This window comes from Mycolicibacterium arcueilense (assembly GCF_058536225.1).
On record NZ_JBZTYL010000019.1, the window covers coordinates 90,507 to 103,390 of the forward strand.

Sequence of the window (12,884 nt, forward strand, 5' to 3'; positions counted from 1 at the left end):
CCCATGGTTCGAGTCGTCAGGGCGTGGGCCTGACGAGTTTTCTGGACCATACCGGAGGGCAGTGACCCTTCCGCGGAAGGACAGACAGAAAGGCCCCGGCTGCATCCACTCCATCCCTCAGCGGGCCAACGCCTTTGGCCAAGTGGCGAACTTGTTGAGAAACGATCATGCCCAGCACCGCGGCGAGGGTGAGTGGCGGGGTAGCGCCGCAAGCCCTATGGCCTCAGCGTTTGCCAGAGGAACTCGTACGTCAGCGCGGACCTGAATGCCGCCTGTTTGTTGTCGGCCGCGCCGCCGTGGCCACCTTCGATGTTCTCGTAGTACAGCACCCGGTGCCCGGCCGCCTCCAGTGCCGCCGTCATCTTCCTGGCATGGCCGGGATGCACCCGGTCATCGCGGGTCGAGGTGGTGATCAGGATCGGCGGGTACTTCGCGTCCTTCGAAATATTCTGGTACGGCGAATATTTCGACATGAACTCCCAGTCCGCCGGATCGTCGGGGTTGCCGTACTCGGCCACCCACGACGCACCCGCCAGCAGCAGGTGGAAGCGCTTCATGTCCAGCAGTGGCACGCTGCACACCAGCGCCCCGAACAGCTCCGGGTAGTGGGTCAGCATGACCCCCATCAGCAGCCCGCCGTTGCTGCCGCCGGAGGCGCCGAGCTGCTCGACAGTGGTGATGCCGCGGCTCACCAGATCCGCTGCCACCGCGGCGAAATCCTCGTACACCAGATGGCGGTTCTCGCGCATCGCCTGCTTGTGCCAGCCCGGGCCGTACTCGCCGCCGCCGCGGATATTGGCCTGCACGAAGGTGCCGCCGCGGGCCAGCCAGGCTCGGCCCGCGCCGCCGAGGTAGCTCGGCGTCAACGAATTCTGGAACCCGCCGTAGCCGTAGAGGTGGGTGAGGCTCGGTTCGTCGCGGCGTCCGACCACGAAGTACGGAACCTGCGTGCCGTCCTTGGAGGTCGCGAAGAACTGCTCGACGTCGATGCCCGTGGCGTCGTAGAACGCCGGCGCCGACTTGACCTCGACCAGCGGGCCGCCGGCGGTGCCGTACAGCAGTTTTGACGGCGTGGTGAATCCGCTTGAGTTGTAGAAGACTTCGTCACCGAGGTGATCGCAGTCGACGACGATGGTGTCGGTCGCGGGTGGAATGTCCGGCGCGTCCCTGTGCTCCCAGGTGCCGGGAGTGACGATCTCGACGTGGCTGGCGACATCGCGCAGCGTGACGAGGATCAGCTTCTCTTTTGTCCACTGCACACCGGCCAGGCTGCTGTGCTCATCCGGCTCGTAGATCATCGCAAGATCGGCTGTGCCGGAAAGAAAGTCGTCGAACGTGGTGCCGAGGAGCGCGCCGGCGGGGTAGGTGACGTCACCCACCTGCCAGTCGGTCCGCAGGGAGATCAGCAGCCATTCGCGGTGCAGCGACAATGACGAGTCGGTCGGGACCTTGAGCTCGATCAGCTCACCGTCGCGCAGCTCGTAGCGGATGCGGTGGTAGAAGTCGGTGTAGCGGCCCAGTCGGGTGTGCTCGAAGCCTGGGCTCCGGTCGACCGATGCGATCACCCGGACATCGGTCGGCTCCGCCTCGTAGACCGTCTCGGCCTCGGCCAACGGCTGGCCACGCCGCCACCGCTTGGCGATCCGCGGATAACCGGACTCGGTCATCGAGCCCTCGCCGAAGTCGGTGCACACCAACAGGGTGTCCTCGTCCTCCCAGGACACCGACGACTTGGCTTCGGGCAACTCGAACCCGCGCGATACGAATTCTTTTGTCCGCATGTCGAACTCGCGTACCACGGTGGCGTCGGCGCCACCGCGGGACAGGCTGATCATGGCCAGCGTGTGGTCCGGCTCGATCACCTCGGGCCCGGACCACACCCAGTTCTCGTCCTCGGCGCGGGCCAGCTCGTCCAGGTCCAGGATCACGTCCCAGTCCGGATCGTCGGTGCGGTAGCTCTCCAGCGTGGTGCGCCGCCACAGGCCGCGCGGATTCGCCTCGTCGCGCCAGAAGTTGTACAGGAACTCACCACGCCGGCCCGGGTAGGGGATCCGCGCATCGGTGTCGAGGATCTCCAATATCTCGGAGCGCATCGTCTCGAAACGTTCACCGCTCAGCTGGGCGAGCGTCGGCTCGTTGTGGGCACGCACCCACGCCAAGGCGTCGTCGCCGGTGATGTCCTCAAGCCACAGATAAGGGTCCTCAGCCACCTGTCCATTGTGACTGCGCGAGTACTGTGAGCTGAACAACACCACTGGCCCGTGGAAGTGAGGACGTGATGAGTCGAGCACCGGCGCGGGCCCTGATCACCGTGGCCGCCGCCGATCTGCTGGCGCGGTTGCAGGAGCGTCACGGGGCGTTGATGTTCCACCAGTCCGGCGGATGCTGCGACGGCTCGTCGCCGATGTGTTACCCCGACGGCGAGTTCATCGTCGGTGACCGCGACATCGTGCTGGCGGTACTCGACGTGGGCACAGGTGTGCCCGTGTGGATCTCCGGCCCGCAGTTCGAGGCGTGGAAGCACACCCAGTTGGTGATCGACGTCGTCCCCGGCCGCGGTGGCGGGTTCAGCCTGGAAGCACCCGAGGGCATGCGCTTCCTGTCACGTGGCCGGGCGTTCACCGACGAGGAGAATGCGCTGCTGGCCGAGCAATCCCCGGTAACGGGCGCGCAGTACAGCGCCGGCGCCCGTCCGCCCGATACCGGCAGCCACCTGGTCGACGAAGCCGCCGACGCCTGCCCGGTCCCCGCGGGACGCGCCGTACAGATGTAACGGGTCGTCACGGGTCGCGGCGTTATCGTCGAAGAGTGATTCCGCTGCCACGGGCGTGGCTGCTGACCGGCGCAATGTCGGTCGGCGTAGCGGTCGGGCTGCTGGCAGGGATCGCCACGACACTGCTGGTGACGGTCTCCGTTCGGCCCGATGCGGTGATCGCCCTCGTCCTCGGAGTTCCCGGCGTCCTCGGGACGCTCCTGGTCCTGGTCGCGGGGCGGCGCTGGGTCACCACACTCGGGGCTTTCGCACTGGCCATCGCACCCGGCTGGTTCGGTGCGCTGGCGATCATCGAGGTGGCATCCCATGGCTGAGGACGTCGACACCTCCACCGCGGACTTCGCCCCGCTGTTCGACACCGGGGAAAACGAGATCGTCGCCGACGAATGGTCGGCCGCCGCTACCCCTGCGGAAGACATGTCGCCGGACCAGACGGAAACCGACGACGCACCCTCGGCGCCGCTGCCCGCCCCGGCCCCGTCTGTCGTGGTCGAGGGGTCCTATCTGTCGGTGAAGTGGTGGACGTTCGTGGGCGTGCTGGCCGGGGTGTGGTTCGTCTCCGCCGCTGCCGGCGCGGGCCTGTACTACTACTGGTATCAGTCAGCCGACAAGACCTGGCCGGTGTTCGCGGCGCTGGCCTATGTCGTCGTCACCACGGTCGGTGCGCTGCTGGCATCGACGGCGCAGCGCAAACCGGTGGTATCGGCCCTGGCTATCGCCCTGATGTCGGCGCCGGTGGCGGCAATGGCCGCAGCAGCAGTTTTCTACGGCGCCTACGTGTTCGGCTGGATCGCCCGGTAGCACCATTGCGCCGCCCACTAGGGTGGGGTCGTGACCCACTTTGACGTTGTCGTTCTCGGAGCTGGTCCCGGTGGATACGTCGCGGCCATTCGTGCCGCCCAACTGGGGCTGAGCACCGCAATTGTCGAGCCCAAGTACTGGGGCGGTGTGTGCCTCAATGTCGGGTGTATCCCGTCCAAGGCGTTGCTGCGCAATGCGGAACTCGCACACATCTTCAACAAGGAAGCCAAGACCTTCGGTATCAGCGGTGAGGCCACCTTCGATTACGGTGTCGCCTTCGACCGCAGCCGCAAGGTCGCCGACGGCCGTGTGGCCGGCGTGCACTTCTTGATGAAGAAGAACAAGATCACCGAGGTTCACGGCTACGGCACCTTCACCGGGCCCAAGTCGATGTCGGTGAAGCTCAACGAGGGTGGCACTGAAGAGCTCACCTTCGACAACGCAATCATCGCCACCGGTTCGTCGACCCGTCTGGTGCCGGGCACCTCGCTGTCCGAGAACGTGGTCACCTACGAAACCCAGATCCTCTCGCGCGAGCTGCCGGGCTCGATCATCATCGCCGGCGCCGGCGCGATCGGCATGGAATTCGCCTACGTGCTGAAGAACTACGCCGTCGACGTCACCATCGTCGAGTTCCTGCCGCGCGCCCTGCCCAACGAGGACGCCGAGGTCTCCAAGGAGATCGAGAAGCAGTACAAGAAGCTGGGCGTCAAGATCCTCACCGGCACCAAGGTCGAGGGCATCTCAGACGACGGATCGACAGTCAAGGTCACCGTCAGCAAGGACGGCAAGACCGAGGAGCTCAAAGCCGACAAGGTGCTGCAGGCCATCGGTTTCGGCCCCAACGTCGAGGGCTTCGGCCTGGAGGCCGCCGGCGTCGCGCTGACCGACCGCGGCGCCATCGCGATCGACGATTACATGCGCACCAACGTGCCCGGCATCTACTCCATCGGCGATGTCACCGGCAAGCTGCAGCTGGCCCACGTGGCCGAGGCGCAGGGCGTCGTCGCCGCTGAAACCATCGCCGGCGCAGAGACTCTCGCGCTGGGCGACTACCGGATGATGCCGCGGGCCACGTTCTGCCAGCCGCAGGTCGCCAGCTTCGGGCTCACCGAAGAGCAGGCCAAGGCCGAGGGCTACGACGTCGTCGTCGCCAAATTCCCGTTCACCGCCAACGGCAAGGCGCACGGCCTGGCGGACCCGACCGGTTTCGTGAAGCTGATCGCCGACAAGAAGCACCTCGAACTGATCGGCGGGCACCTGATCGGGCCGGACGTCTCCGAGCTGCTGCCGGAGCTGACCCTGGCACAGAAGTGGGACCTGACCGCCAACGAGTTGGCCCGCAACGTGCATACCCACCCGACCCTGTCGGAGGCGCTGCAGGAGTGCTTCCACGGGCTGACCGGCCACATGATCAACTTTTGAGAAACGAAATCGTCGCCGGCATAGCCGGATTGGTGGTCGGCCACATTGTGTGGCTGGCCGCCATCACATTGGCGACCGAGGGCTCCCGCGTCAACATCTGGGTGCTGTTGGTCGCGGCCCTGTCGTTCATCGGCGGGGCCGCGGGGGCCTACTTCGGCCGGCGTAAGTACCAGCAGAAATCCCACACCTGGGCGGCATTCCTGTGGACGCTGCCGGTGTCCCCGGTGTTGTTCTCACTGGTTCTGCTGGGCGTCACGTACCTCTAGCGATTTGGGTGCACTCAGCGGCGGTGAGCGCCGCCAATTGCACCCAAATCGGCTAGTCGGGGAAGTCGAGCGGGATTCGCAGCGTCGTCATCGTGGCGGCCAAACCGTCGTATTGGGCTGCCAGCAAGCAGAATTCGATGAGCTGCTGCTTGGTCAACAGCTTCGACAGGGCAGCCCAGGTCTCGGGGGAGACCGACCGGGTGACGACGAACTCGTCGGTCGCAGTGACCAAGACCCGCTGCCGATCGGTCAAGCCTTCGGCATCAGGCCCCTCGAAGATGCGGGCCTGGGTCTCGGCGTCGACACCGCGGCTACGGGCCAGCCGGCGATGCTGCTGCAGCTCGTATTCGCAATCCCGCAGGTGGCCCACCCGCAGGATGACCAGCTCGGCATCCTGACGCGACAACTTGCCCAGCGGGCCGAGCAGCAGGCCCGAATACGGCAGCCAGGCCAGGAACAGCAGCTTGTGCTGGCCGAGCACGTTCATCAAGGTGAACCTCGGTGCCCGGATGGCCCTGGCGCCCAGCTTGGCGATGGCCCAGTTGACCGGGCCCAGCTCGCGGAATCCGCCCGGCGCGATGCGGGCCGGCTCGAGTGCACTCACCCCGCCGAGTCTGGCACAGGTGGCGCGGGGCTGGACTCGTCGCACCGCTTTCCACCGGAGGGCTGTTGATCGGCAGTCGTCACGACCCAGAGGTAGAAAACGGCGAGCGAGCGTTCCCGCCGCGAGCTAGGGCTCCCGCACCAGATACGGCGACACCGTCGAGCGGTGCTCGTTGAGATCCAGGGCCTTGCCGAGCGCCGGGAATGCACGTTGCGGACAGTTGTCGCGCTCGCACACCCGGCAGCCCGAGCCGATCGGGGTGGCCACCTCGCCAGAGAGGTCCAGCCCTTCGGAGTACACCAGCCGATGGGCATGGCGCAGTTCGCATCCCAGCCCGATCGCGAAGGTCTTGCCGGGCTGCCCATAACGCGACGCGCGTCGCTCCACGGTGCGGGCCACCCACAAGTAGTTGCGGCCGTCGGGCATCTGCGCGATCTGCACCTGGATCTTGCCCGGGTTGGTGAAGGTTTCGTACACATTCCACAGCGGGCATGTGCCGCCCGAGGAGGAGAAGTGAAAGCCGGTGGCGGACTGACGTTTTGACATGTTTCCGGCGCGGTCCACCCGGACGAACGAGAACGGCACACCGCGCATCGACGGACGCTGCAGCGTGGAAAGCCGGTGCGCGATGGTCTCGTAGCTCACCGAGTAGAACGCCGACAGCCGCTCCACGTCGTAGCGGAAATTCTCAGCCACATCGTGGAATTGGCGGTACGGGAGCACGGTCGCCGCGGCGAAGTAGTTGGCCAGCCCGAGCCGGGCCAGGGTGCGCGATTCGTCGCTGGTGAACATGCCTTCGTCGACCATCTTGTCGATGAGTTGGCCGAACTCGAGGAAGGCCAGTTCGGCCGCCATCTTGAACACCTGCTGGCCGCGGGAGAGGTGATTGCCCATTTCCAGGGTCTTGGTGGCCGGGTCGTAGCGGTGCAGCACGGTGTCGCCGAGATCGATCCGTCGCACGATCCGCACCCCGTGCACCGTGGTCATCCGGTTGGCCAGCTCGCCGGCCAGATCACCGCGGTGCATCCGGATTTTGGCGGTCAGATCCTCGGCGGCGGTATCGAGCTCGTGCAGATAGTTCTGCCGTTGGTAGAAGTAGTCGCGCACTTCCTCGTGCGGCATGGTGATCGACCCGCTCCCGCTGCCGTCGGAGTACCGGTCTTCGGTGGCGGCGGCCAACTGGGTGGTGGTGAGCCGGTACCGACGGTGCAGGTTCACCATGGCGCGGGCGAAATTCGGATAGGCCGCCACCATGTCGGCGACTTCGGCGACATCCATGTCGGCGCCGAGGTCGCGGTCCATCGCCACCTCGCGCATCTCGGCGACCAGCCGGGTGTCGTCGTGCGAGGCGAAGAACGTCGCGTCCACCCCGAACACCTCGGTGATGCGGAGCAGCACCGCCACGGTCAGCGGCCGGACGTCGTGCTCGATCTGGTTGAGGTAGCTGGGGGAGATCTCCAGCATCTGAGCCAGCGCGGCCTGGCTGAATCCACGCTCGCTCCGCAGTTGTCGCACCCGTGACCCGACGAACGTTTTTGCCACGTCAAATAGCCTAACAAGTTGCGAAGGTCACCTTTGCATTCTTGGCAGTTCAGGCTCTACTGGCAGTATCGGGCTGCCTGGCATGATCGGCTGAGGCGACAGCGACTGGGAGATGACCATGACGGGAACCGCGCAAACTTCGACCACCGGGCTGAACAAGGTGATGATGCCGGTGCCCGATCCCCATCCCGACGTCTTTGACCGGGAATGGCCGCTGCGGGTCGGCGATATCGACCGGACCGGACGGTTGCGGTTCGACGCCGCCGCCCGGCACATCCAGGACATCGGCTCCGACCATCTGCGCGAACTCGGCTTCGAGGAAACCCATCCGCTGTGGATCGTCCGTCGCACGATGATCGATCTGGTCGGCCCGATCGAGTTTCAGGACATGCTGCGGATGCGCCGGTGGTGTTCGGGAACGTCGAACCGGTGGTGTGAGATGCGGGTACGTATCGACGGCCGCAAGGGCGGGCTCATGGAGTCCGAGGCGTTCTGGATCAACATCAACCGTGAGACGCAGGGCCCTGCCCGTATCTCCGACGACTTCCTCTCGGGCCTGCGCCGCACCACCGACGAGGCCCGGCTGCGCTGGAAGTCCTACCTGAAGGCCGGCAGTCGTGAGGATGCCGCCGAGATTCGCGAGTACCCGGTGCGGGTGTCGGACATCGACCTGTTCGATCACATGAACAACTCGGTCTACTGGACGGTGATCGAGGACTACCTGTACTCCCATCCCGAGCTGATGGAGAAGCCGCTGCGGGTGACCATCGAGCACGACGCCGCAGTGGCGCTCGGCGAGAAACTCGAGATCCTGTCGCACGTTCACCCGGCCGGATCGACCGACAAATTCGGTGAAGAGCTCTCCGACCGCACTGTTAGAACGCTCACATATGCCGTCGGCGACGAGACAAAAGCGATCGCATCACTGTTCTCGCTCTGACCCCTCCCGGTTTAACAGTACGAGCGTACTGACCTGCGCCTTTGGGCTACCCGTCGGTAGCTTCTGAACCGGTACAGCCATCATATTTCTTCGCAACCTTCGCAAGTTAACTAAGCGCTTTGGCGAAAGTTGGCAACTGAAACGGGTGGACCTGCGGATATGGGTTATGACATCTTCGGATTAGCACACCAGTGAAGCTGCTGCGGCGTTAGCAAGAAACCGCGGCGGTCGAACCAAAACCGAAGGAGCAGTCCTATGTCGACCGTGGGCACCCCCAAGTCACCGGAGCAGATCCAGCACGACTGGGATCACAACCCCCGCTGGAAGGGCATCACCCGTACCTACACCCCGGCCGACGTGGTTGCCCTGCAGGGAACCGTCGTCGAGGAGAACACCCTCGCCCGCCGCGGCGCCGAGGTGCTGTGGGAGCAGCTCCACGACATGGACTTCGTCAACGCGCTCGGCGCGCTGACCGGCAACCAGGCCGTGCAGCAGGTCCGCGCCGGCCTCAAGGCCATCTACCTGTCCGGGTGGCAGGTCGCCGGTGACGCCAACCTGTCCGGCCACACCTACCCCGACCAGAGCCTCTACCCGGCCAACTCGGTGCCGCAGGTCGTCCGCCGCATCAACAACGCTCTGATGCGTGCCGACCAGATCGCCAAGGTCGAGGGCGACACCTCGGTCGAGAACTGGCTCGCCCCGATCGTCGCCGACGGTGAGGCCGGCTTCGGTGGTGCGCTCAACGTCTACGAGCTCCAGAAGGCCATGATCGCCGCCGGTGTCGCCGGTTCGCACTGGGAAGACCAGCTGGCCTCGGAGAAGAAGTGCGGCCACCTCGGTGGCAAGGTGCTGATCCCCACGCAGCAGCACATCCGCACCCTGACCTCGGCCCGCCTGGCTGCCGACGTCGCCGACGTGCCCACCCTGGTCATCGCGCGCACCGACGCCGAGGCCGCCACCCTGATCACTTCCGACGTGGACGAGCGCGACCGCCCGTTCATCACCGGTGAGCGCACCAACGAGGGCTTCTACCGGGTGCAGAACGGCCTGGAGCCGTGCATCGCCCGCGCCAAGGCCTACGCGCCGTACGCCGACCTGATCTGGATGGAGACCGGCACCCCGGACCTGGAGCTGGCCAAGAAGTTCGCCGAGGGCGTCAAGAGCGAGTTCCCGGACCAGATGCTGTCCTACAACTGCTCGCCTTCGTTCAACTGGAAGCAGCACCTGGACGACGACACCATCGCCAAGTTCCAGCGCGAGCTGGGCGCGATGGGTTTCAAGTTCCAGTTCATCACGCTGGCCGGCTTCCACGCCCTCAACTACTCGATGTTCGACCTGGCTCACGGCTACGCCCGCGAGCAGATGAAGGCCTACGTCGAGCTGCAGGAGCGCGAGTTCGCCGCCGAGGAGCGCGGTTACACCGCCACCAAGCACCAGCGTGAGGTCGGCGCCGGCTACTTCGACCGCATCGCCACCACGGTTGACCCGACCAGCTCGACCACCGCGCTGGCCGGTTCCACCGAAGAGGGCCAGTTCCACTAAGTCTGGGACCTCTGGACCCGCAGGCTTGACAGCAGCAGGCCCCGCTCAGAATTCTTGGGCGGGGCCTGTCGCATGTCCACGTATTGAGAAAGTGAAGTCGTGAGCAATCAAATTGAACGTGTAGGTGTGATCGGTGCCGGCCAGATGGGCGCGGGTATCGCGGAGGTGTCCGCCCGGGCCGGTGTGGACGTGTTGGTCTTCGAGACCACCGACGCACTGGTCACCGCCGGCCGCAACCGCATCACCAAATCGCTGGAGCGCGCGGTGAGCGCGGGCAAGGTCACGGAGCGGGAGAAGGACGCCGCGCTGGGCAAGCTGAACTTCACCACCACCATCGACGACCTGGCCGACCGGCAACTGGTCATCGAGGCCGTGATCGAAGACGAGAACGTCAAGGCAAAGATCTTCGCCGACCTGGATCGCGTGATCACCGACCCCGACGCGGTGCTCGCCTCCAACACCTCGAGCATTCCGATCATGAAACTCGCAGCAGCTACCCAGAATCCTGCCAGGGTCTTGGGCCTGCACTTTTTCAACCCGGTTCCGGTGTTGCCGCTGGTCGAATTGGTGAGCACTCTGGTGACCGCGGATGCCGCCGCCGCGCGCGTCGAAGACTTCGCCAGCACGGTTCTCGGAAAACAGGTTGTCCGTTGTTCGGACCGGTCCGGTTTCGTCGTCAACGCGTTGCTGGTGCCGTACCTCCTGGCGGCGGTCCGGATGGTCGAGGGTGGCTTTGCCACAATTGACGATGTCGACAAGGCAGTGGTGGCCGGGTTGTCCCACCCGATGGGGCCGCTGCGGCTGTCAGATCTGGTCGGATTGGACACCCTGAAGCTGATCGCCGACAAGATGTTTGACGAGTTCAAAGAGCCTTTGTACGCCGCGCCGCCGCTGCTGTTGCGCATGGTGGAGGCGGGACAGCTTGGCAAAAAATCGGGCAAGGGCTTCTACAAGTACTGAAAAAGGCCGCGCTGGCACTATGGCCGAGGCTTAGCTAGTCTACCCATGGTAGGGCCTGCTGGCTCGCTCTATAGAGTCTGCATGTAAAACATGTGTCGGCCCCTAAAACCATTGGTCGTCAGCAGCAGAAACGCAAAGAGGTAATTTTTCGCATGTCTAACGTCGAGTCCGATCTTGCTCCGTACTACGAGGAGTCGCAGTCGATCTACGACATCTCGAATGAGTTCTACGCACTCTTCCTCGGGCCGACCATGGGCTACACCTGCGGTTACTACGAGCGCGAGGACATGAACCTCGAGGAATCGCAGAACGCCAAGTTCGATCTCGCGCTGGGGAAGCTCGACCTCAAGCCGGGCATGACGCTGCTGGACATCGGCTGCGGCTGGGGTGGATGCCTGGAGCGTGCGCTGATCAACCACGACGTCAACGTCATCGGGATCACGCTCAGCAAGGAGCAGTCGGACTACGCCCGCAAGCGGTTGGCCAAGGTCGACACCAACCGCAACGTCGAGATCCGGTTGCAGGGCTGGGAAGAGTTCAACGAGCCTGTCGACCGCATCGTGTCGATCGGCGCATTCGAGGCCTTCAAGCAGGAGCGCTACCCGATCTTCTTCGAGCGGGCCTACAGCATCCTGCCGGACAACGGCGGCCGCATGCTGCTGCACACGATCCTGGCGCACACCCAGCAGTTCTTCCGTGAGAACAACATCAAGCTGACGATCAGCGACCTGAAGTTCATGAAGTTCATCGGTGAGGAGATCTTCCCCGGTGGGCAGCTGCCTGCGGTCGAGGACATCGAGAAGCTCGCCGACGACTCGGGCTTCAAGCTGGAGCGCATCCACCTGCTGCGTCCGCACTACGCGCGCACGCTGGACATGTGGGCGGCCAACCTGGAGGCGGCCAAGGATGAGGCCATCGCCCTGCAGGGCCAGGAAGTGTACGACCGGTTCATGAAGTACCTGACCGGTTGCGCCGACTTCTTCCGTCGCGGCATCACGAACATCGGCCAGTTCACGCTGGTCAAGTAGGTTCTTTCAAGAACTGCCCCCGACAACTCGTCGGGGGCAGTTCTTTTTGCGTGTTCGACACCGAAACTGAACTGAGGGACAGAATCCACGCGGATCTTGTCCCTCAGTTCAGTCTCGGGCGCAATGCGAGGTAGTTAGGCCTCAGCCAACCGCTTCTTCTCCGTCTCGACGTCGAAGTCCGCAGGCGGCCACGACATGTTGAGGCCCTTGAGCGCCTCGATGAGCAGTTCGGTGATGGCGAGCCGGCTGTACCACTTCTTGTCGCACGGCACGATGTGCCAGGGCGCGTAGTCGGTGGACGTCTTCTCCAACATGGCCTGATAGGCCTCCTGGTATTTGGGCCACAGCAGCCGCTCGTCGATGTCGGCCGGGTTGTACTTCCAGTACTTGTCGGGCCGTTCGAGCCGCTCGGCCAGCCGTTCCTTCTGCTCGGCGAGTGAGACGAACATGGCCACCTTCACCAGGGTGGTGCCGGCATCGACCAATTCGCGTTCGAAGGCGTTGATCTCGTCGTAGCGGGTGCCCCAGACGTCCGGCGGCACCAGGTTGTGCACGCGGACGATCAGCACGTCCTCGTAGTGCGAGCGGTCGAACACCCCGATGTGCCCGGCAGGTGGGAGCGCGTTGCGGATCCGCCACAGGTAGTGGTGGGCGCGCTCCTCCTCGGTGGGCTTGCCGAAACTGGTGTAGCGGATGCCCTGGGGATTTGCCGCTCCCACAACGTGTTTGACGATCCCGCCCTTACCGGCGGTGTCCATGCCCTGCAGGATCAGCAGCACCGAGCGGTTGTCGTCACCACTCTTGCTGCGGGCGTAGAGCATTTCCTGCAGCGAGGCGAAGCGCATGTTGCGTTCGGTCTGCAGGGTGGGCGCATCGCTCTTGCTCCCGCGGAATCCCGGCGTGCTGTTGGCGTCGATGCGGGCGACCTCGTCGCCCGGGCGGAAAGCCAGCTGGTCATGTGGTTCGTGGGTCCACAGGGCAGGCAGATCTCTGTCGCTCACCC

The 12,884-nt window shown here is 64.8% G+C and carries 13 protein-coding genes; 9 read left to right on the top strand and 4 right to left on the bottom strand.

The annotated features are described in order from the left end of the window. Positions 1-215 precede the first annotated feature (215 nt). Positions 216-2,252, bottom strand: a complete 2,037-nt coding sequence (locus tag AC4LGL_RS20390; protein ID WP_491840363.1) for a prolyl oligopeptidase family serine peptidase — start codon at positions 2,250-2,252, stop codon at positions 216-218. 26 nt (positions 2,253-2,278) lie between these two features. Between AC4LGL_RS20390 and AC4LGL_RS20395 the strand changes: the two genes are divergently transcribed. The 5 genes from AC4LGL_RS20395 to AC4LGL_RS20415 are packed head-to-tail and all read left to right on the top strand — an operon-like array spanning position 2,279 to position 5,265. After that, entirely contained in the window at positions 2,279-2,773 is a 495-nt protein-coding gene (locus AC4LGL_RS20395; RefSeq protein ID WP_491840364.1) for a DUF779 domain-containing protein, read from the top strand. A 35-nt stretch (positions 2,774-2,808) separates the two neighbouring features. Next, positions 2,809-3,087, top strand: coding sequence for a putative holin (locus tag AC4LGL_RS20400; protein ID WP_491840365.1), 279 nt, complete (start codon positions 2,809-2,811; stop codon positions 3,085-3,087). Next, entirely contained in the window at positions 3,080-3,574 is a 495-nt protein-coding gene (locus AC4LGL_RS20405) for a hypothetical protein (RefSeq protein WP_491840366.1), read from the top strand. The genes AC4LGL_RS20400 and AC4LGL_RS20405 overlap by 8 nt, the downstream gene beginning before the upstream one ends. 30 nt (positions 3,575-3,604) lie before the next feature. Then, positions 3,605-4,999 (top strand): dihydrolipoyl dehydrogenase, encoded by a 1,395-nt coding sequence (lpdA, locus tag AC4LGL_RS20410; protein WP_491840367.1) that lies wholly within the window; start codon positions 3,605-3,607, stop codon positions 4,997-4,999. Beyond that, positions 4,996-5,265 (top strand): hypothetical protein, encoded by a 270-nt coding sequence (locus tag AC4LGL_RS20415; RefSeq protein ID WP_055110493.1) that lies wholly within the window; start codon positions 4,996-4,998, stop codon positions 5,263-5,265. Before lpdA ends, AC4LGL_RS20415 begins: the two co-directional genes overlap by 4 nt. A 52-nt stretch (positions 5,266-5,317) precedes the next feature. Here AC4LGL_RS20415 and AC4LGL_RS20420 read toward each other — a convergent pair whose 3' ends face one another. Together AC4LGL_RS20420 and ramB are read right to left on the bottom strand one after the other, a co-directional pair. Next, positions 5,318-5,869 carry a carboxymuconolactone decarboxylase family protein gene (locus tag AC4LGL_RS20420; protein ID WP_491840368.1) on the bottom strand — a complete coding sequence of 184 codons (552 nt, stop codon included), beginning with the start codon at positions 5,867-5,869 and terminating at the stop codon, positions 5,318-5,320. A gap of 126 nt (positions 5,870-5,995) precedes the next feature. Continuing rightward, positions 5,996-7,411 carry an acetate metabolism transcriptional regulator RamB gene (ramB, locus tag AC4LGL_RS20425; protein WP_491840369.1) on the bottom strand — a complete coding sequence of 472 codons (1,416 nt, stop codon included), beginning with the start codon at positions 7,409-7,411 and terminating at the stop codon, positions 5,996-5,998. 118 nt (positions 7,412-7,529) lie between these two features. Here ramB and AC4LGL_RS20430 point away from each other — a divergent pair, with 118 nt between their 5' ends. The 4 genes from AC4LGL_RS20430 to AC4LGL_RS20445 all read left to right on the top strand — a co-directional run bounded on the left by AC4LGL_RS20430 (position 7,530) and on the right by AC4LGL_RS20445 (position 11,881). Then, a complete protein-coding gene (locus AC4LGL_RS20430; RefSeq protein WP_491840370.1) occupies positions 7,530-8,351 on the top strand; it encodes an acyl-ACP thioesterase domain-containing protein in 822 nt (273 codons plus the stop codon). 255 nt (positions 8,352-8,606) lie between these two features. Continuing rightward, positions 8,607-9,893, top strand: coding sequence for an isocitrate lyase (gene aceA / locus AC4LGL_RS20435; RefSeq protein ID WP_491840371.1), 1,287 nt, complete (start codon positions 8,607-8,609; stop codon positions 9,891-9,893). A gap of 99 nt (positions 9,894-9,992) precedes the next feature. Beyond that, on the top strand, positions 9,993-10,853 hold the full coding sequence (locus tag AC4LGL_RS20440) for a 3-hydroxybutyryl-CoA dehydrogenase (RefSeq protein ID WP_491840372.1): 861 nt from the start codon (positions 9,993-9,995) through the stop codon (positions 10,851-10,853). Between the two features lie 152 nt (positions 10,854-11,005). Further along, a complete protein-coding gene (locus tag AC4LGL_RS20445; protein WP_491840373.1) occupies positions 11,006-11,881 on the top strand; it encodes a cyclopropane mycolic acid synthase family methyltransferase in 876 nt (291 codons plus the stop codon). A gap of 134 nt (positions 11,882-12,015) precedes the next feature. Here the strand turns inward: AC4LGL_RS20445 and AC4LGL_RS20450 are convergent, their stop codons facing one another. Continuing rightward, a complete protein-coding gene (locus tag AC4LGL_RS20450; RefSeq protein ID WP_491840374.1) occupies positions 12,016-12,882 on the bottom strand; it encodes a polyphosphate kinase 2 family protein in 867 nt (288 codons plus the stop codon). Positions 12,883-12,884 lie beyond the last annotated feature (2 nt).